The organism is Cryobacterium sp. BB307 (assembly GCF_012274275.1).
Classification (GTDB): Bacteria; Actinomycetota; Actinomycetes; order Actinomycetales; family Microbacteriaceae; genus Terrimesophilobacter.
On the sequence record NZ_JAANZA010000001.1, the window covers coordinates 721,322 to 740,426 of the forward strand.

Annotated in this window: 22 protein-coding genes; 14 read left to right on the forward strand and 8 right to left on the reverse strand. The window is 67.8% G+C overall.

Annotated features, from left to right (window positions below; translation table 11 throughout):
- The first annotated feature begins 34 nt into the window (after positions 1-34).
- The 11 genes from folP (at position 35) to HGK58_RS03575 (ending at position 8,689) form a co-directional block, all read left to right on the forward strand.
- Positions 35-841: a dihydropteroate synthase gene (gene folP / locus HGK58_RS03525; protein ID WP_168626140.1), complete on the forward strand. Its 807-nt coding sequence runs from the start codon at positions 35-37 to the stop codon at positions 839-841.
- Entirely contained in the window at positions 838-1,200 is a 363-nt protein-coding gene (gene folB / locus HGK58_RS03530; protein ID WP_168626141.1) for a dihydroneopterin aldolase, read from the forward strand. The genes folP and folB overlap by 4 nt, the downstream gene beginning before the upstream one ends.
- Positions 1,200-1,733: a 2-amino-4-hydroxy-6-hydroxymethyldihydropteridine diphosphokinase gene (folK, locus tag HGK58_RS03535; RefSeq protein WP_168626142.1), complete on the forward strand. Its 534-nt coding sequence runs from the start codon at positions 1,200-1,202 to the stop codon at positions 1,731-1,733. The genes folB and folK overlap by 1 nt, the downstream gene beginning before the upstream one ends.
- Positions 1,730-2,218 carry a DUF3180 domain-containing protein gene (locus HGK58_RS03540; RefSeq protein ID WP_168626143.1) on the forward strand — a complete coding sequence of 163 codons (489 nt, stop codon included), beginning with the start codon at positions 1,730-1,732 and terminating at the stop codon, positions 2,216-2,218. Before folK ends, HGK58_RS03540 begins: the two co-directional genes overlap by 4 nt.
- Before the next feature lie 19 nt (positions 2,219-2,237).
- Positions 2,238-2,741, forward strand: a complete 504-nt coding sequence (locus HGK58_RS03545) for a PH domain-containing protein (RefSeq protein ID WP_168626144.1) — start codon at positions 2,238-2,240, stop codon at positions 2,739-2,741.
- Positions 2,738-4,300 (forward strand): PH domain-containing protein, encoded by a 1,563-nt coding sequence (locus HGK58_RS03550; RefSeq protein ID WP_168626145.1) that lies wholly within the window; start codon positions 2,738-2,740, stop codon positions 4,298-4,300. The genes HGK58_RS03545 and HGK58_RS03550 overlap by 4 nt, the downstream gene beginning before the upstream one ends.
- Positions 4,297-5,007, forward strand: a complete 711-nt coding sequence (locus HGK58_RS03555) for a Rossmann-like and DUF2520 domain-containing protein (RefSeq protein ID WP_168626146.1) — start codon at positions 4,297-4,299, stop codon at positions 5,005-5,007. The genes HGK58_RS03550 and HGK58_RS03555 overlap by 4 nt, the downstream gene beginning before the upstream one ends.
- Positions 5,008-5,016: 9 nt before the next feature.
- Positions 5,017-5,823, forward strand: coding sequence for a pantoate--beta-alanine ligase (gene panC, locus HGK58_RS03560; RefSeq protein WP_210422700.1), 807 nt, complete (start codon positions 5,017-5,019; stop codon positions 5,821-5,823).
- Positions 5,824-5,884: 61 nt separating this feature from the next.
- Positions 5,885-7,387: a lysine--tRNA ligase gene (gene lysS / locus HGK58_RS03565; RefSeq protein ID WP_168626148.1), complete on the forward strand. Its 1,503-nt coding sequence runs from the start codon at positions 5,885-5,887 to the stop codon at positions 7,385-7,387.
- Between the two features lie 70 nt (positions 7,388-7,457).
- Complete coding sequence (locus HGK58_RS03570) at positions 7,458-8,384, forward strand: CHAD domain-containing protein (protein ID WP_168626149.1); 927 nt, start codon at positions 7,458-7,460, stop codon at positions 8,382-8,384.
- 122 nt (positions 8,385-8,506) lie between these two features.
- Positions 8,507-8,689 (forward strand): hypothetical protein, encoded by a 183-nt coding sequence (locus tag HGK58_RS03575; RefSeq protein ID WP_210422792.1) that lies wholly within the window; start codon positions 8,507-8,509, stop codon positions 8,687-8,689.
- Here the strand turns inward: HGK58_RS03575 and HGK58_RS03580 are convergent.
- The 6 genes from HGK58_RS03580 to HGK58_RS13595 all read right to left on the reverse strand — a co-directional run bounded on the left by HGK58_RS03580 (position 8,686) and on the right by HGK58_RS13595 (position 12,760).
- Positions 8,686-9,663: a pirin family protein gene (locus tag HGK58_RS03580; protein ID WP_168626150.1), complete on the reverse strand. Its 978-nt coding sequence runs from the start codon at positions 9,661-9,663 to the stop codon at positions 8,686-8,688. The two genes, HGK58_RS03575 and HGK58_RS03580, sit on opposite strands and share 4 nt — an antisense overlap.
- Positions 9,664-9,716: 53 nt before the next feature.
- Entirely contained in the window at positions 9,717-10,409 is a 693-nt protein-coding gene (locus HGK58_RS03585) for a hypothetical protein (RefSeq protein ID WP_168626151.1), read from the reverse strand.
- Between the two features lie 69 nt (positions 10,410-10,478).
- Positions 10,479-10,700 (reverse strand): helix-turn-helix domain-containing protein, encoded by a 222-nt coding sequence (locus tag HGK58_RS03590; RefSeq protein ID WP_168626152.1) that lies wholly within the window; start codon positions 10,698-10,700, stop codon positions 10,479-10,481.
- Positions 10,700-11,347 carry a hypothetical protein gene (locus HGK58_RS03595; protein ID WP_168626153.1) on the reverse strand — a complete coding sequence of 216 codons (648 nt, stop codon included), beginning with the start codon at positions 11,345-11,347 and terminating at the stop codon, positions 10,700-10,702. The genes HGK58_RS03590 and HGK58_RS03595 overlap by 1 nt, the downstream gene beginning before the upstream one ends.
- Complete coding sequence (locus tag HGK58_RS03600) at positions 11,347-11,946, reverse strand: hypothetical protein (protein WP_168626154.1); 600 nt, start codon at positions 11,944-11,946, stop codon at positions 11,347-11,349. The genes HGK58_RS03595 and HGK58_RS03600 overlap by 1 nt, the downstream gene beginning before the upstream one ends.
- Before the next feature lie 37 nt (positions 11,947-11,983).
- Complete coding sequence (locus HGK58_RS13595; protein ID WP_210422587.1) at positions 11,984-12,760, reverse strand: hypothetical protein; 777 nt, start codon at positions 12,758-12,760, stop codon at positions 11,984-11,986.
- A 210-nt stretch (positions 12,761-12,970) separates the two neighbouring features.
- Between HGK58_RS13595 and HGK58_RS03610 the strand changes: the two genes are divergently transcribed.
- From HGK58_RS03610 to HGK58_RS03620, 3 genes are all read left to right on the forward strand, one after another.
- The gene (locus tag HGK58_RS03610; protein ID WP_168626155.1) at positions 12,971-15,487 is read left to right on the forward strand and encodes an ATP-dependent Clp protease ATP-binding subunit; all 2,517 of its coding nucleotides are present in this window, start codon (positions 12,971-12,973) and stop codon (positions 15,485-15,487) included.
- A 147-nt stretch (positions 15,488-15,634) separates the two neighbouring features.
- Positions 15,635-16,135, forward strand: a complete 501-nt coding sequence (locus HGK58_RS03615; RefSeq protein WP_168626156.1) for an amino-acid N-acetyltransferase — start codon at positions 15,635-15,637, stop codon at positions 16,133-16,135.
- 70 nt (positions 16,136-16,205) lie between these two features.
- Positions 16,206-16,814 carry a hypothetical protein gene (locus tag HGK58_RS03620; protein ID WP_168626157.1) on the forward strand — a complete coding sequence of 203 codons (609 nt, stop codon included), beginning with the start codon at positions 16,206-16,208 and terminating at the stop codon, positions 16,812-16,814.
- 43 nt (positions 16,815-16,857) lie between these two features.
- Here the strand turns inward: HGK58_RS03620 and radA are convergent, their stop codons facing one another.
- Both radA and HGK58_RS03630 read right to left on the reverse strand, forming a co-directional pair.
- Positions 16,858-18,195: a DNA repair protein RadA gene (radA, locus tag HGK58_RS03625; RefSeq protein WP_168626158.1), complete on the reverse strand. Its 1,338-nt coding sequence runs from the start codon at positions 18,193-18,195 to the stop codon at positions 16,858-16,860.
- A gap of 10 nt (positions 18,196-18,205) precedes the next feature.
- Complete coding sequence (locus HGK58_RS03630) at positions 18,206-19,006, reverse strand: SGNH/GDSL hydrolase family protein (RefSeq protein WP_168626159.1); 801 nt, start codon at positions 19,004-19,006, stop codon at positions 18,206-18,208.
- Positions 19,007-19,105: the final 99 nt, after the last annotated feature.

Consider the following 19,105-nt stretch of genomic DNA (forward strand, 5'->3'; position numbering starts at 1 on the left):
GGCGAGGGCCAGCGAGGCTAGGCGTCCAGCGATCATGGGCATCCTCAACATCACCCCCGATTCCTTCAGCGACGGCGGCCGGTACAGCAGACTCGACGACGCCATCACCCACGCGACCGCGATGGTGGAGGCCGGCGCGAACATCATCGACGTCGGTGGCGAGTCGACACGGCCGGGCTCGGAGCGCCTCACCGTCGACGAGGAGCTGCGCCGGATCATGCCGGTGATCAAGGAACTGGTCGCGCGTGACATCGCGGTGAGCGTCGACACGATGAACTCCGCGACTGCGGCCGCCGCCGCCGACGCGGGCGTCGCGATGATCAACGATGTCTCCGGTGGCCTCGCCGACCGGGAGATGGGCCGGATCGTCGCGCAGACCGGACTGGACTACATCATTTCGCACTGGCGCGGACCCAGCGATACGAAGGCCGTGTACCGCGACGTCGTGCGGGACGTGCGCGAAGAGCTCAAGCACCGCGTCGCGGAGATGATCGTGTGGGGCGTCAAGCCGCGACGCATCATCCTCGACCCTGGCCTCGGCTTCGCCAAGGACGCCGAGCACAACTGGCAGCTCCTCGGTCGCCTCTCCGAACTGACGAGTGTCGGTCAGCGCGTGCTGGTCGGCGCCTCCCGCAAACGCTTCCTGGCGCCGTTGGTCCCGGATGACGCACCGACGGCCGAGCGGGACGCGCCCACCGCGGTGATCAGCGCCCTCGCAGCCGAATCCGGCGCGTGGGGTGTGCGCGTGCACGACGTCGCCGCCACCCGTGCGGCGCTCGACGTGTGGTCAGCCTGGAACGATGGCCGCCGGACCGGCGCCGCACCGAAGGCCGGCGCATGAGCGCCGACAGGCTGTCGATCACCGGGTTGCGTGCCACCGGCAACCACGGGGTATACGAACACGAGCGGCGCGACGGGCAGGAGTTCGTCATCGACGTCACCGTGTGGGCCGACCTGAGCGCGGCATCGCGCAGCGACGACCTCGACGAGACCCTGCACTACGGGGTGCTGGCCGAACGGGTCGTTGCCGCGGTTGAGCGTGACCCGGTCGACCTGATCGAGACACTCGCGGCGAGGATCGTCGACGTCGTATTCGAGTTCCCGACCGCGCAGACTGTCGAGGTGACTGTGCACAAGCCGCAGGCGCCCATCTCGGTGCCATTCGAGGATGTCGCGGTGACGCTCACGCGGAGCCGGTGATGCGCAAACGAGTCGAGCTTCCGGCTGTCGTCGCCCTCGGCAGCAACCTGGGCGATCGCGAGCAGACGTTGCGTGACGCCGTGCGCGAGTTAGCGGCAGTCTCCGGCGTGGTCGTTCTTGCGGCATCCGGGATCGTCGAGACTCCCGCGCTCAAGCCCGACGGCATCGACGAGTCCGCCCCCAGCTACCTCAACGCGGTGGTCCTGGTGCGCTCCGCGCTCTCGCCGGAGCGGCTGCTCGAGCAGTTGCAGCGCATCGAGCACGAGCTCGGACGGGTGCGCGCCGAACGGTGGGGGGACCGCACCATCGACCTCGATCTCATCGACTTCGCCGGCCTGAGCCGCGACACTGCCGAGCTCAGCCTCCCGCATCCACGCGCGTGGCAGCGTGCGTTCGTGCTCGCGCCGTGGTCGCAGGTGCAACCGGATGCCGTGCTGCACGGGCATGGACGGGTGGCCGACCTGCTGAGGGCGGCAACTGATCCGGTCACCGAGTATCCGGCCCGTCCGCTCGCCGAGGAGGTGTCGGCGTGAAGCGCACCGGGGCACTCACGATCGTGCTGTTGATCGTGCTCGGCGCGATCGTCGGCGCCTTCGTCGAGACGGCGCTGGCGACGACCGGGCGACCAATCCTGATCCCGCCGATCACGCTCGCTGTCGCGCTGGCCCTGATCGGGGTGCTCATCGTCGTACTGGCGCTGCCGATTCGGCGCACGGTGCGCAAGAAGACCGCGACCCCGATCGACCCGTTCTACGCGACGCGCATCCTCATGCTGGCGAAGGCGTCCGCCCTGTCTGGAGCGCTCATCGCGGGCTTTGCCGGTGGCGCGATCGCGTACCTCCTGACCCGCTCGGTGATCGGGGTAGGCTCGGTGGCGGCCGTGTCAGCGACGATCGTCGGAGCCGGGCTCCTGCTGGCTGGGGGACTGGTCGCCGAAGAACTGTGCCGGGTGCCCCCCGGCAGCGACGACGACGATGACGAGGACACCGGCGCACCACCAGTCACGGTTTCGCACTAGCCCGGAGGGCGCATCGCACATGACGCAGCACCTGGAACTCGCGGACGTCGAATGGCGCAGGGTGTCGCCCAAGCTGATCGTTGCGCAGCTGATCGGCGACGGCATCGGCGCTGTAGTGATGCTCGGGTTGACCGGCCTGCTGCACGTGTTTTTTCCTGAATGGCGCATCCTCGGCATTCCGGTCGCCTGGACGGTGACGATCATCGTCGCGCTCGCGACGCTCATCCCGCTCGCTCTCACCCCGCGGCGGGTGCGCGCCATCGGCTATCAACTGCGGGACGACGACCTGCTGTTCCGCCGCGGCATCCTGTTCCAGCGCTTTGTCGCCGTTCCGTACGGGCGGATGCAGCTGGTCGACATCAACCGCGGCCCGCTGTCCCGCGCGCTCGGGTTGAGCGAGCTGAAGTTCGTGACCGCCGCTGCGGCGACCGGTGTCACCATTCCCGGCCTGCCGGAAGCGGAGGCCGACCGACTTCGTGACGAGCTCGTCGAGCTCGCCGAATCCCGCAGGGCGGGGCTGTGACGGACCACCAGGAACGGCCGGGCGAGCCGCTGGATGCCGCGCCGCCGTCGCCGGAGCTGCTTCCCGCGCCAGCGACCGACCTGACCGACGGCAACTGGCATCGGCTGCATCCGGCTTCACCGTTGCTCCGGGGCGGCATAGCGCTGCTCGCCATCCTCGGCGTTGTCCTCGCGAACCTCCGTGAGCGCCTCATCGAGATCTTCTTCCCGACGGGATTCGAGTCCGACGACCCGTTCGACCTGCTGCTGGAGACCGGCTACCTGCCGTGGTTCCTCGCCGGCATTGCCGCGGTGCTCCTGGTGCTGATCCTCGGCTTCTACATCTCGTGGCGGATGCACAGCTTCCGAGTGACAGAGGAAGTCGTCGAGGTGCGCAGCGGCATCGTGTTCCGCACCAACCGCAAGGCACGGCTGGATCGCATCCAGGGGATCAACATCAGCCGACCGTTCATCGCGCGGCTGTTCGGCGCCGCGAAGCTTGAGATCAACCAGGCCGGCAACGACGCGAACGTCGAACTGACCTACCTCGGCAGCGCGCATGCCGACGACCTGCGACGTGACATCCTGCTGCTTGCGTCCGGAACCCGCCGCGCCGAGCGCGCCGCGGAGACGCCCGCGGCTGGCGGCACCATCGAGCAGCGGGTCAGCGAGTTCCTCGCCCCGGAGCTGGACCCAAACGCAGCCCCGCCGGAGTCGGTCGTGAAGCTCAACCCCGGCCGGCTCCTCGGCTCGATCGTGCTCAGCGAGGGCACCATCTTCCTGCTGCTGCTGATCATCGGCGCAATCGTTGGGGTCTTCACCACCGGGGAGATCTACCCGCTGTTCGCCATCGTGCCGGCGATCCTCGGTCTGGGTGGTTATCTGGTGTCCAAATTCCTGCGCTCGCTGCGCTACTCGATCGCGGCCACCCCGGATGGCGTGCGAGTCGGCTTCGGACTGCTGTCGACAACGAATTCGACGCTCCCGCCGGGGCGCATTCACTCGGTGCAGCTGAGCCAGTCGTTGCTGTGGCGGCCGTTCGGCTGGTGGCAGCTGAAGGTCAACCGCGCATCGCGTTCGAGTGCGCGGGGCGCCGCCGGAGAGCAGAACACGACCATCCTGCCGGTCGGCGACGCGGGTGACGTTGCTCGTGTGCTCGACCTGTTGCTTCCGGATGTCGCGGATCGAGAGGTTATCGCTCTAGCACTGTCGTCAAAGGGTGCGGTCGACGGCTTCACCATTTCGCCGGCACGGGCCAGGGTGGTGCGCTGGTTCAGCCGCCTCCGCAACGGATTTGCCAAGGTTCCGGGGGGCATTGTGCTGCGTCGCGGGGCCATCTGGCGGGATGTCATCGTGGTTCCGGACCCGCGTTTGCAGTCGGTCGCCCTGGAGCAAGGCCCGCTTGCCCGCTCGCTGAGAATCGCCGCCGTTCGGCTGCACACTGTCGACGGACCGATTTTCGCGCGCATCGGTGCGATCGACCAGGACGACGCGGTCCGCTTCTTCGGCGATGTCGCCACCGTGGTCGTCGACGCGGGCAGGGCCGACCGATCGCACCGCTGGCGGGAGCATCCGGCATGACCGCAGCGGCCAGGCTCGGGATCGGCATCATCGGAGCCGGTCGGGTCGGCCCGGTGCTCGGCGCGGCGTTGGCCGGCGCCGGTCATGCGATCGTCGGCATCTCCACGGTTTCGGAGGCCAGTCGGGAGCGCGCGGAAGCGCTGCTGCCTGGCGTGCCGATCCTTGAGATCCCGGATGTCATCGAGCGCGCCGAACTCGTGATCCTCGCAATCCCGGCCTCGGAGCTGGATTCACTCGTCTCGGGCCTCGCGGCTGCCGGAGTGTGGCATCCGGGCCAGCTGGTGCTGCACACCGCGCCCGGACTGGGCGTCTCGGTGCTCGCGCCTGCGGTTGCGGCAGGGGCAATCCCGATCGCGCTGCATCCGGCGATCGCGTTCACCGGCACAAGCATGGACCTGGTGCGGTTGCGTGAGGCGTACTGCGCGGTCACCGCTCCCGGCCCGGTGCAGCCGATCGGGCAGGCGCTCGCGGTCGAGCTCGGGGCGGAGCCGGTGCTCATCGACGAGGCCGACCGGGCGGCGTACGGCGAGGCGATCTCGACGGCGACAGAGTTCTCCGCCTCGATCGTCGGCCAGGCGGTCGACCTGCTCGCGGGGATCGGCGTAGAGTCGCCCGGCGCTGTGCTCTCACCGCTCGTGCGCGCCGCTGTGGACAACGCGCTCGCCCGGGCGATCAGCACACCACCCCTGCCGCCGGAGGATGACTAGGTGACCGAACTGATCAGGACCATCGCCGACCTGCGGGCCCGGCTCGCGGGGGAGACGAGCGTCGGCTTCGTCCCGACCATGGGCGCCCTGCACGACGGCCACCTGGCGCTGGTGCGGCGTGCGGCGGAGCTCGAGCGCACCGTCGTGGTGTCGATCTTCGTCAACCCGCTGCAGTTCGGCGAGGGCGAGGACTACGAGCGCTACCCGCGCGACCTGGACGGTGACCTCGCGAAGCTCCCGGATGACGTAGTCGTGTTCGCGCCGGACGTCACCGAGCTGTATCCGGATGGCCGCGCCGAGACGCGCGTAACGGCGGGGCACGTCGGGACGGTGTTCGAGGGCGCGAGCCGCCCCGGACATTTCGACGGAATGCTGACGGTCGTCGCCAAGCTGCTGGGCATCGTCCAGCCGCAGACCGTGGTGTTCGGCCGCAAGGATGCCCAGCAGGTCTTCCTGGTGCGCCGGATGGTGCGCGACCTGAACCTGCCGGTCACGGTTGAGGCGATCGAGACGGTCCGCGACCCGGACGGGCTCGCTATCTCCAGCCGGAACCGATACCTGAGCGACGAGGAGCACCAGAACGCGCTTGCGCTGTCGCGCGCGTTGGCTGCGGCCGCGGCATCCGGTTCCCGCGATGCCGGGTTCGAGGTGCTGCGCGCGGAGCGGGGCCTGGACGTGGACTACTTCGAGTTCGTCGACCCCGAGACCTTCCTTGCCGTCGGGGACGGCTACCGGGGAGAGGCGCTCGCGATCGTGGCGGCGCGGGTTGGCTCGACGCGGCTGATCGACAACCGGCCGGTCACTCTCGCTGGTTGAGGGATCGGCAAAGCCGATCGTCTCGAAATTCCGCCCAGCAGCACCCGGATAAACTCGACACATGACCGAGACTGCCCTGCCCGAGCCCGAACTGACCGAACAAGAGGTCAACGAGCAGATGCAGGTCCGGCTCGCCAAGCGAGACCGGCTGATCGAATCCGGTGCCGAGGCGTACCCGGTCGCAGTCCCGGTGACCGACAGCATCCGCTCGGTGCGTGAGCGTTTCGGCGACCTGGAACCGGATGCGTCCACCGGCGTAACCGTTGGCGTCGCGGGGCGCATCGTGCACCTCCGCAACACCGGCAAGCTGTGCTTCGCCGCGCTGCAGGCCGGCGACGGATCCCGGATCCAGGCGATGGTGTCTCTCGCCGAAGTCGGCGAGGAATCGCTCGAACGGTGGAAGGAACTCGTCGACCTCGGCGACCATCTGTTCGTCTCCGGCGAGGTCATCTCCTCCCGCCGCGGCGAGCTGTCGATCATGGCCAAGGAATGGTCGATCGCATCGAAAGCGATCCGTCCGCTGCCGAACCTGCACTCCGAGCTGGGTGATGAGACGCGGGTCCGCCAGCGCTACCTCGACCTGATCGCTCGAGAGCAGGCGCGCATCACCGTGCAGGCCAGAGCGCAGGCGGTCGCGTCGCTGCGGTCGACCTTCGCTGAGCACGGGTATCTCGAGGTCGAGACGCCGATGCTGCAGACCATCCACGGCGGCGCATCCGCTCGCCCGTTCGTCACCCACTCCAACGCGTTCGACACCGAGCTGTTCCTGCGCATCGCGCCGGAGCTCTTCCTCAAGCGTGCCGTCGTCGGCGGGCTGGAGCGGGTGTTCGAGATCAACCGCAACTTCCGCAACGAGGGCGCCGACTCCACCCACAGCCCCGAGTTCGCGATGCTCGAGGCCTATCAGGCGTACGGCGACTACAACCAGATGGCCGAACTGACGCAGGAGCTGGTGCAGAACGCCGCGCTCGCGGCATCCGGATCGCACGTGGTGACCTGGGCGGACGGGCGCAAATACGACCTCGGCGGCGAGTGGGGGTGGCTGCCGATGTACGAGTCGCTCAGCGAGGCATCCGGCGTGCACATCACCCCGGAGACGCCGTACGAGAGCCTGCGCGAACTGACCGACAAGTTCGGCATCGAGGTTCAGCACCCGACCCACGGCAAGCTCGTCGAGGAGCTGTGGGAGCACTTCGTGAAACCGTCGCTCGAACGTCCGACCTTCGTCGCCGATTTCCCTGTCGACACGTCGCCGCTCGTGCGCGCGCACCGGTCGAAGCCGGGTGTCGTGGAGAAGTGGGACCTGTACATCGACGGGTTCGAACTCGCGACCGGATACTCCGAGCTGGTCGACCCGGTCGTGCAGCGCGAGCGTTTCGTCGCGCAGGCGGCGCTCGCCGCGAAGGGTGATGCGGATGCGATGCGGCTGGACGAGGAGTTCCTGCGCGCACTCGAGCACGGGATGCCGCCCACCGGCGGCATGGGCATGGGCATCGACCGCATGCTCATGGCGCTGACCGGGCTGGGCATTCGCGAAACGATCCTGTTCCCGCTGGTCAAGTAGGGGCAGGACTCAGCGCTGCCTCCGCAGTGCGCATCCCGCTCGCTAGGGTGAGTGACGGGAGATGAGCAGCATGGACAGCGAGTTCGCCCGGTACCGCAGGGGTCATCGTCGCGGTACGGCCGGCGAGCTCGTCATGGCCTATGTGACCGAGCAGTTTGCGGAACTCCGAACTGCTGACGCCGGGGTGCGCCGTGACGCGGATGGCGCGGTGCACGACATGCGCGTGGCCTCAAGGCGGCTTGGCTCGGCGTTGAAGATCTTCCGACCAGTCCTTGACGGTAAACACACGGACGCAATCCGCGGCGAGCTGAGGTGGATCGGACATTCGCTGGGCGGCGCCCGCGACAGCGAGGTCTTGCACGCACGGTTGCGCGGGGCGCTGTCCGAAGATGGCCGGGACACAGCGCGCGACGCCGCTGCCGAACGCGTCAACACGCAGTTCGGCGAACGCTCCGAACGCGCGAAGCGCGTGCTGCGTGGCGATCTCGACAGCCAGCGCTACTTCATGCTGCTCGACGCGCTCGACGAGTTGGTCCACAGCCCGCCGCTGACCGAGGCGGCAGCAAGCCGGGCGGACCGCATCTTGCCGCAGCGCGTCGGCAAGGCATACCGCCAGATGCGCCGTCTCCACGACCGTGCGGGGGCGGCGGGCACGGGCGAGGAGCGCGAGGCTCTCCTGCATGAGGTCCGTAAGGCTGCCAAGCGGGCGCGCTACGCCAGTGAGGCACTCGTCCCGGCCGTTGGCAAGGACGCCAAGAGGTTCGCAGCCGCCATGGAGGGGGTGCAGGAGGTGATCGGCGAATACCGGGATAGCGTGATCGCCGGCGAGACCCTGATCGGCCTGGCGGTTCAGGCTCAGGAAGCAGGCGAAGACACATTCGAGATCGGTCGCCTGGCCGGTCTCGAAGAAGCCCGCTCCGCCGCAGCGGCCGCCGCGTACGACACGGCGTGGCGCGCGGCGTCGAAGAAGAAGCTGCGCCGCTGGATGCGCGGCTGATGAGTGTCTTGGGGTGGTGATTTCGAGACGATCGCTTCGCGATCCCTCAATCAGCGGGGCGGTCTCGACAACCTCGACCACCGAAAGCAGCCCACCCAGCGAAGACGCGTATCCTTGTAGCCGTGATCGAAGACTTCTGGCTGAACGCGCTCTACTCCCTCGCGCCTACCGCGCTCGTCGGGTTGCTGTTCTGGTTCATCCTGCGCTCGATCATCCGCGCCGACCGCAACGAACGCGCCGTGTACGCCGACATCGAAGCCGAAGAGCGCGCCAAGCTCGACCAGAGGTCGCCGGAGCGCAACTAGCCTCTCGGCTTCAGCCGCACCGTCGGCAGGGTCGGCGCAGGCAGCGGGCCGCCCTCGTATCCGGCGACTTCGCCGAACCAGCCATCCGGAATCCGCTCCTCGATCACCTCGATCTGCCAGCGGCGCCGATACTCGACCACCTCGTCGTGGCTGCGGCCGATGAAGTTCCACCACATGACGATCTGCTCCCCGAACGGCACGCCGCCGATGAGCACGATCCTGGCGCCGTCCGAACCGCTCCGGATACTGAGCGTCTCTGACCCCGCCGCGCGGTAGCCGATCTCCGAACGGGTAACGGTGACTCCGTCGACCTCCGCGCTGCCGGAGTCGACCAGCACACCGTGCTCGAACGTGGAGTCCACCGGCACCGTGATGCGGGTGTTCGGCGGGACGATGACTTCGGCCCCGACGAGTGGGGTGAAGGCCGTCGCCGGCGAGGTGACCCCGAGCAGCTTGCCCAGGAACACCCGGATGGTCGCACCCTGGAAGTCGAATGCCGCCGGCACGAAGCGTTCGAAGAACGGGGCGCCGTGCCGGGACCGGTCCGGCATCACCGTCCACAGTTGCACCCCGTGCAGCACGCTGGTTTCCGAGGTGGAGACCTCCGAGTGCTGCACGCCGCGTCCGGCGGTCATCAGATTGAGCTCGCCCGGGCGCACCATCGCGTGCGCGCCGGTGGAGTCGCGGTGCTCGATCTCGCCGGTGAAGAGCCAGGTGACGGTCTGCAATCCGGTGTGAGGATGCGGCGGGACGGTCATCCCACCGGTGACGGCGACGTCGTCGGGCCCGTAATGGTCGACGAAGCACCACGCGCCGATCAGCGACCGGCCGCGTTGGGGGAGCGAGCGGCGGACCGTCATCGCCCGAGGGCCGCCGAGCGGCACATCACGCCAGCCGAGCACCTGAACGGAACTGCTGGGACTGGGTTCGTCCTCGATCGTCAGCTCGTGCGGGTCGAGGTCGAGGTTGCTCATACGGAATGTTAACGCGGCCCGCCTGCGAGTCGCCGGGATGCGCCTACCCCGCTTTATGGTGCCGGTGTTGACGGCTCGGCTGGGGTCGTCCCGGGTGGTGGCGTGCTCGGCGAGGGCGCAGCCGGTGTGGATGGTGCGGGCGGCTCGGTCGGTTCGGGCTCATCCGGGGCCGGTGGTGGCGGCGGAGCCTGAGTCGGCTCTGGGACGGGCTCGCCAGGCGGCTGGGTGGGCTCGATCGGCCCGAAGGTCACCGAGGGAACGCTGACGGATGGCGCGGGCGTCTCGGTCGGGGAGGTTGCCGGCTCTTCACCGCGCTGGAAGCCGAACGCGAACAGCGAGGCGATGCCAGCCACCAGCAGCAATGCAATGGCGCCGAGGATCCACGGGAGGACCGATCGACGCCCACCGGTCGGCTCGGTTGGACCGCCCGGTCCGCCGCCCTCGGGTGGAAGACTCGCCCCCATCGAAGCGCCGCCACCGGCTGCAGCACCCGCTACCGGAACGTGAGACGCGAAGACATCGTCGCCAGCAGGGGGCGCCGCACCCTCCTCCGGCACTGGCGGAAGCGGTTGTGTCGGTTCGTCGCTCAGGTCGCCTTGGTTGAGCGGAGCACCCGCAGCAGCATCCGGTTGCTGAGCAGCATCCGGGGCGGCATTCTCGACCGATTCCCCCGCGGGCAGACGATCGGTGGGCGCATCGTTCGGGTCTGGTGCGCCAGGGTGCGGTGTATCGCCGTTCGATTGCATGTGACCTCCGGCCCCGAAGCTAGCGGTCTCGCCTTATCCCTCCCTGAGGGTTTCCCACAAACCCTCCGGTCAGTCGGCGAGGGTGAGCAGGTCGCCGACTTCGCACTCGAGGGCGTCGCAGATCGCGCGGAGCGTGGAGAAGCGGATGGCGCGGGCCCGGTCGTTCTTCAGCACCGACAGGTTCACGATGCTGACGCCGACGAGCTCGCTCAGGCGCGTGAGGGTCATGCCGCGTTCCTCCAGCAGCTCGTCGAGCCGGCAGCGGATCCCCGTCAGCTCGACCTCGCCCATCAGACAAGTCCTTCCGTGTCGCGCTGCAGCCGCTCGCCGTAGCGGAACGCGATCGCAACCAGGGCTATCGCAAAGCCGACAGTGATCACGGTGGGATCTGCGACGAGGTCCCGCGAGAAGGCCAGCGACGACCGCTCGTCGAGCACCAACAGCCGAGCCCACCACTCGACGAACTGAGCCGCAATTCCGAGCGCGAGAATGGCCAACGCCGCGAACACGGCGTTTCGTGTCGTGGCGCGTGTGAATGGCCTTCCCGCGAGCAGAGCACGACCCAACCCAAAAGCGCCCAGAGCGAGGACAACCAGTGTCAAGACGCCAAGCACATCTGCAGCCATCTTGACCACCATGGTTCCTGCAGAAAGGTCCGGAACAGTCACCATTGTGGCCGTCCACTGGCCGACTATGGCGTCGTCCCTCTCCCCGCTCTCGCTGAAGGAGACGAATCCGCCAACGCCCCCCTCCTCGATCGGCGCCGGATGCATCGTCATGTAGACCGTGTGGCTGGTGAGCTGCTTGACGATCTCGAGCGTGCCGATTGTGGCTGTCCATAAGGCGAAGAACAGGGCGCCGGCTGCCAGCAGGAGAACGAGCACTCGGGGCGCGAGAGGAAGGCGCTCGACTTCCGGCGCTTCCCGCGTCGCCGCCATCAGACGAGTCCCTCGGTGTCGCGCTGCAGCCGCTCGCCGAACTCGAAGACGACCACAACGAGCGCGAGGACAAGACCGATGATCGCGGCGGTGAAGTCGAATTCTGCGACCATCGGGAAGCCTGGCGCATCAAGCGCAGCCGCGACTTCCATATTGGCGAAGCCGAGAAGTCCGGCGCTTCCGAGCCCGCCGACAACGAGTGCCAGCGAGACACCCATCAGCACGCGGCGCAGGCTCGGCACAAACGGACGGCCACGCAGCAGCGCGACACTCAGGGCGATCAGCCCGGCGACGATGGCCAGCTGCGTGATGGTGTCGAGCACCATGCTCGAGGTGAGCAGCGTCCGGATGACTGGGCTCGCCCCGCTGATCTCGATGTCGGCGGACCGGAAGGTCCCCTCGAGTAGTTGCAGCGATGCATCCGGCCCCGGCGTGACCGCGATGGGCGCATTAACCGGCTGTGGGAGGCGGATGCTCTCCGCCGCCAGCATGTTGATAGTGCCCAGTACCGCGATCACCAGAACGGCGATTCCGTACAGTCCGGCGACGACGGCCGTGCCAACGAGCGCGATCGCGTTGGCAACCCCCAGTTGCTTCATTCCCCCACCTAACGATTATCGATAACAACGATAATCGTTAAGGTAGCAGATCTCCGATCCAGCCGCGACGGGTTTCCTCGGGCTCCGGTTCCGGCGTTGGCGTCGCGGTCGGCTCCTCGGTGGGAGTTGGCGTCGGCGTGGGTGTAGGCGATGGCGAGGTGGGCGCCGGTGCCGGCTGCTTGGGAGCCGGCGCGGGAGCCGGCCCAGGGTCTGGGGCGGGGGCTGGCGCCGGCGCGGGAGCCTCCGTGGTCGGCTGATCCCGCTCGGGAGTCGGCTCGACATTCGCCTCGACGTCGGACTCCGCCTCGGTCTCCTCTGGCGCCTGGGTCGGTTCCTCGGTTGGGGTGCGCGAAGTCGACGGGCGGTCGCGATCGGCAGTGCGCTCAGCCTCTGCCTCCGCGGACATTGGCTGCGCCACCGACAGCACGATGAGGCCGCCGACCATCACGGTGAGCACGGCAGTCACACCGGCGCCCCACTGCATGAAGCGAGTGCGGCGCCGCTCGTCGCCTGACGATTCGGACGCGCTCTGGCGGTTCAGTGCCTCGCGCACCTCGCGCCGGGTCGGGAACGGATTCTCCGGCTCGCCATCGGCGGCCCGTGCCGCGCGGCGGGAGCCGGGCACGGCGCCAGCCGCGCCGGCGGGCAGGATCGTGGTCAGCTCGGATGTCGCATCCGATGCCGACTTGGGACTCCCAAACCAGTCGAGGCTCCCGGATTGGAGGCTCGCTGAGTCGAGCGGGACCGTGATCGGGTTCGTCGGCTGGTTGTCGGTATTCGGGTCGAAGTTCGGGGTGAGGTGGTTCGGGTGCATGTCGGGAGGCACCCTAGTCGACGCACCTTGAGCCCACCTGAACCGGTCTGCAGCCTCCACGAGGGCGCTCGCCCAGGCATCCGGATGCGCCCGAAGCCGACCATGGGAAGCGCGTCACGCCCATGGCGAACAGAGGCAGTTTTGCCAGCATCGCGTCGTTAGTCTCTTTGTATCGGCGCCATACCTGCAGGCGCCCAGGGAGATTCAAGAATGTTCGAGAGATTCACCGACAGAGCACGTCGAGTCGTCGTCCTGGCCCAAGAAGAGGCCAAGATGCTCAACCACAATTACATCGGCACCGAGCACATTCTGCTCGGACTGATCCATGAGGGTGAGGGCGTCGCCGCCAAGGCGCTCGAGTCGCTGAGCATTTCGCTGGATGCCGTGCGCGAACAGGTGCAGGACATCATCGGCCAGGGTCAGCAGCAGCCGACCGGGCACATCCCCTTCACGCCGCGTGCGAAGAAGGTTCTGGAGCTGTCACTGCGCGAGGCACTGCAGCTCGGCCACAACTACATCGGCACCGAGCACATTCTGCTCGGACTCATCCGGGAGGGTGAGGGTGTCGCCGCCCAGGTTCTTGTGAAGCTCGGCGCCGACCTCAACCGGGTTCGCCAGCAGGTGATCCAGCTCCTTTCCGGTTACCAGGGCAAGGAGCAGGTACAAGTGGGCGCCAACGAGGGCCAGCCCGGACCGCAGGCTGGAAGTCAGATCCTCGACCAGTTCGGCCGCAACCTCACGCAGGCCGCACGCGACGGAAAACTCGACCCGGTGATCGGGCGCGAGAAGGAGATGGAGCGGGTCATGCAGATCCTCTCCCGCCGTTCCAAGAACAACCCGGTGCTGATCGGTGAGCCGGGCGTCGGCAAGACCGCCGTCGTCGAGGGCCTCGCCCAGGCGATCGTGCGCGGCGACGTGCCGGAGACGCTGAAGGACAAGCAGCTGTACACGCTTGACCTCGGCAGCCTCATCGCCGGAAGCCGCTACCGCGGTGACTTCGAGGAGCGCCTCAAGAAGGTGACCAAGGAGATCCGCACGCGCGGCGACATCATCACCTTCATCGACGAGATCCACACCCTGGTCGGCGCAGGTGCGGCCGAGGGTGCGATCGACGCGGCGAGCATCCTGAAGCCGCTGCTCGCCCGTGGTGAGCTGCAGACCATCGGCGCGACCACGCTCGACGAGTACCGCAAGCACTTCGAGAAGGATGCCGCGCTCGAGCGTCGCTTCCAGCCGGTGCAGGTGCAGGAGCCCTCGCTGCCGCACACGATCAACATCCTCAAGGGGCTGCGCGACAAGTACGAGTCGTTCCACAAGGTGTCGATCACGGATGGCGCGCTCGTGTCGGCGGCGAACCTCGCCGACCGCTACGTGCAGGACCGCTTCCTGCCCGACAAGGCAATCGACCTGATCGACGAGGCCGGCGCCCGCCTGCGTCTGTCGATCCTGTCGGCACCGCCGGAGCTGCGTGAGTTCGACGACCGCATCGCCGAGGTGCGCGGCCGCAAGGAAGGCGCCATCGAGGCGCAGGACTTCGAGAAGGCCGCGTCGCTTCGTGACGAGGAGAAGAACCTCCTCGGCGAGCGTCTGCGCCTGGAGAAGCAGTGGAAGAGCGGCGAAGCCGGCCACACCGGCATCGTCGACGAAGGCGTCATCGCCGAGGTCCTCGCTGCTGCTACCGGCATCCCGGTGTTCAAGCTCACCGAGGAAGAGACCGCCCGCCTCATGTTCATGGAGGATGCGCTGCACCAGCGCGTCATCGGCCAGGAAGAGGCCGTCGCGGTGCTGGCCAAGACCATACGCCGCACGCGCGCCGGACTCAAGGACCCGAAGCGGCCATCCGGTTCGTTCATTTTCGCCGGCCCGACCGGTGTCGGAAAGACCGAGCTGGCCAAGGCGCTCGCCGAGTTCCTGTTCGACGACGAGGGTGCGCTGATCTCGCTCGACATGAGTGAGTACGGCGAGAAGCACACCGTGTCGCGGCTGTTCGGTGCCCCTCCCGGGTTCGTCGGCTTCGAAGAGGGCGGCCAGCTCACCGAGAAGGTGCGCCGCAAGCCGTTCTCCGTGGTGCTGTTCGACGAGATCGAGAAGGCCCACCCGGACATCTTCAACTCGCTGCTCCAAATTCTGGAGGAAGGCCGGTTGACGGATGGTCAGGGCCGCGTCGTCGACTTCAAGAACACCGTGATCATCATGACCACGAACCTCGGCACCAAGGACATCACCGGTGGCCCGGTGGGCTTCCAGGTCGAGGGCGACACCGCGACGTCGTACGACCGGATGCGCGCCAAGGTCGTCGAGGAGCTGAAGAAGCACTTCAAGCCTGAGTTCTTGAACCGCGTCGACGAGACGATCGTGTTCCCGCAGCTCACGAAGGAAGAGCTCGTGAAGATCGTGGACCTGTTCACGAAGCGCCTCGCCGAGCGGATGCTCGACCGCGACCTCACGGTAGACGTCACGACGCCTGCCAAGGAGCACCTCATCGAGATCGGCTTCGACCCGGCGCTCGGCGCGCGGCCGCTGCGTCGTGCGATGCAGCGCGAGGTCGAGGACCGACTCAGCGAGCGCATTCTGAAGGGCGAGCTGAACGCGGGCGACCACGTTCACATCGACTTCGTCGACGGCGAGTTCGTGTTCACGACCAGCGTCCAGCCGGGCCGCGAGCCCGCGCTGACAGCGACGCCCGCGAACGAGGCGCTGCCGCCGGCATCCGACGCATCCGCCTGATCGGCTAGACAACACCCAGTTGCCCACTTCCGCCCCAAATCTCGAGGATTTCGGGGCCGAAGTGGGCAACTCGGTTAACGGGTGCCGGGGCGCTCGGGCCAGAGGGGCGCGCCGTCACACAGGCGAGCAGCGGCATATGATCGAGCGATGAGTTTTTCGGTCAGGCCCGCGCGCACCAGTGATGTGCGCGACATCCGGCAACTCGTCGAGCCGCTGGTGCAGCGACGGATTCTGCTCGGCAAAGACCCCGTGGTCTTCTTCGAGAGCATTCAGGAGTTCGTGGTCGCCGAAGCCGAGAACGGCGAGATCATCGGATGCGGCGCGCTGCACGTGATGTGGGAGGACCTTGGTGAGGTACGCACCCTGGCGGTCGCCCAGCCCTGGCTGCGGCACGGGGTTGGGCACGCCATCCTTGACCGGCTCGAGGCCGATGCTCGCGAACTGGGACTCAGCCGGCTGTTCTGCCTGACGTTCGAGGTGGACTTCTTCACCCGGCATGGCTTCGAGCCGATGGGCGAGGAGGAGATCGACCGCGAGGTGTACTTCGAGCTGTTGCGCTCGCAGGATGAGGGTGTCGCCGAGTTCCTCGACCTCGCTCGGGTGAAGCCGAATACGCTCGGAAATACCCGCATGATCAAGCGGTTTTAGGCGAAGCGAGTTCGCGGCCACGCCGGGGCGTCGCTCCGTGCGAGCGGCGTGTCGCGTCTACCCTTGGGGCATGTCGACGTTCCGCAATCCCGTCGGCCCCCAGCCGCCCTCGGTGTACTGGCGCCGCCGCATCGTGGTCGGGTTGGGCGTGCTTGCGGTCATCGTCATCATCGCCATGATCATCTTCAGCCCTCGCGGTCAGGCGGACGAGAACAAGTCGCCGACCGACGAGCCGAAGACCACCGAGACAGCTGCCGCCCCCGAGCAGGAGGAGGGCGCGCCGTGCGAGCCCTCGGTGATCAAGGTCGTGCCGGTCACCGACAAGGAAACGTATGGCGCAGGTCAACTGCCCCAGGTCGGCTTCACGATCACTAACACCAGCTCGGTCGCGTGCATGATGCCCGTCGGTGCGGATGTGCAGGAGTTCGTGATCACGAGCGGTGCGGAGCAGTACTGGACGTCGAAGGACTGCCAGGCACCGGCGGATCCGGCCACGACGGTACTCAAGCCGAACACCCCGCTGTCGAGCCAGCTGATCCCGTGGGATCGCACCCGCTCGTCGGCCAGCACCTGTGAGGGTGAGCGCCCCGGCGTTCCCGCGGGCGGCGCGAGCTACCACCTGAAGGTCACCGTCGGCGGCGTGACCAGCGAAGGTACCAAGCAGATCATCCTGAACTGACGCTCGCGCCGGTGCCGGGCATGCATGCCCGCCGCTGAAGGGATCAGAATCGAGCGGGTTCGCCCTCGAACACCCGTGCAATCGCGGTCGTCAGCAGCTCGGAGCTTGCGTCGATGACCGTGCTGAATCCAAGTCTGCGGATCTCCGCGGTGCGTTGCTTGGCGTTGGAGACCGCACGGATCTCGCCAGCCAGGCTGATCTCCCCGACCGCAGCCAGTGTCGACGGCAGCGGCTCGTCCCGAGCGGCGCTGCACAGCGCGAGCGCGATGGCGAGGTCGGCGCCCGGCTCGGTGACCCGGATGCCGCCGACCGTCGAGACGTAGACATCCTTCTCGGCTACTCGCTCACCCACTCGCTGGCCGAGCACCGCGAGCAGCATGGCCACGCGTGACGAGTCGACACCGTTGACGACGCGGCGCGGCTGCGGTGCCGTCGTGGGCACGATGAGCGCCTGGATCTCCACCGGGAGCGGGCGCCGCCCCTCCATCGCGACAGTCACGCACGTGCCGCTCACCGGCTGCCGGGTGTGGCTGAGGAACAGCCCGCTAGGGTCGGCGACCTCAGCAATTCCGTCGCCGGTCATCTCGAAGCAGCCGACCTCATCCGTGGGTCCGAACCGGTTCTTGTGCGCCCGGATGAATCGCAGCGACGTGTGCCTGTCGCCCTCGAACTGGCACACGACGTCAACCAAGTGTTCGAGCAGGCGCGGGCCGGCGATCGAGCCGTCTTTGGTGACGTGACCGACCAACAGCACCGGCAGGTTGCGTTCCTTCGAGACGCGGATGAGCGTCGCGGCGACCTCCCGCACCTGCGACGGCCCGCCCGCGAGCCCTTCGCTCAGCGAGCTCGACACCGTCTGCACCGAGTCGACGATGAGCAGTTGCGGCTTGACCTGGTCGATCTGGCCGAGCACCGTCGCGAGGTCGGTCTCTGCGGCGAGGTACAGGTTGTCGCGCAGCGCCCCGGTGCGGCCGGCGCGCAGCCGCACCTGACTGGCCGACTCCTCGGCGGTGACATAGAGCACGCGCTGACCGGATGCCGCCGCTCGCGAGGCGACGGCGAGGAGCAGCGTCGACTTGCCCACCCCTGGCTCGCCGCTGAGCAGGACCGTCGCACCCGGCACGATGCCACCGCCGAGCACCCGGTCGAACTCGGCAATGCCGGTGGGCCAGTGCGCAACCTCGGCGGCATCGACCGCGGTGATCGGCCTGGCCACCCGATCGTCGCCGATTCGCACCGCGTTCACCCCGCGCAGGATGCCCGTGGCTGCACCGGTCTCCACGACCGTGCCCCACGACTGGCACTCGCCGCAGCGGCCCACCCACTTGACGGTCGTCCAACCACACTCGGAACAGCGGTAGTCGGTGGTGGGGCGAGCCATGGCAAGAAGCCTAGGCGGTGCCTCCGTCACTGACTGCCTCGGCGACCGGTGTCGCCTCGCCCGTTGTGGATTGCCGATGCTTTGGCCCGAGGAGTGAGGAGAGGCGCTTGTCGACCAACGGCAGGAAAGCATCCGCCCACACTCTGTGCCCGCGGTCGTTTGGGTGGAAGTAGTCCGGCGACGCGTGGTAGAACGCGGTGCGGGCGACGCCCTGCCTGCGGGTGCTCTCGTAGACGGGCGCGACCCTGAATCCGAGTTCGTCCGCCAGTTCATGCACGATGTCGTTGGCCATGCGGGCGTTCTTGTTCGGCTGGCCGAAGAAGAAGCAGGGCACCTCTCCAATGATCGCGTGCTTGGGCACAGAGTCCAGCACAGTGCGCAGCTCCCGCTCGAACCGCTTGGGGTCGAAGTCGGCCATGTCGTTGGCGCCGACCGCGACGGTCATGATGTCTGGCGTCAGCTTGACGATCTGCGGCAACTGCACCGCGAGGGCTTCGCGCAGGCGCGCTCCGGAGACGCTGAGGTTGACCGCGCGCACCGACTTCCCGGACTCGTTGCGGATGTGTTTCGCGATCGCCCCCACGTAGCCGCGGTGCGGCTTGCTCGCGCCGACGCCCTGCGCCGCCGAGTCGCCGATGGCGACGTATAGCAGGTCGCCCTCCTGCTTGCCGTGCTCGCGCCACCACTTCGCATTCAGATGCAGCGTGGTCGCGATGCGGTGTGCGCCCGTGCTCTTCCGGAAGCGGATGTACGCCCACCAGCCGCCGAAGAGTGCGACGGCGAAGATGATCGCGACGAGTGCTCGTTTCACGTCGAGCATCCTAGAAACGATGCATCCGGATGCGCTGTGTGCTGCCCGGTCGCTGCGTGCAAACGTGCAGGGTGTTTCGACCCGGGCGGACTTAGGCTG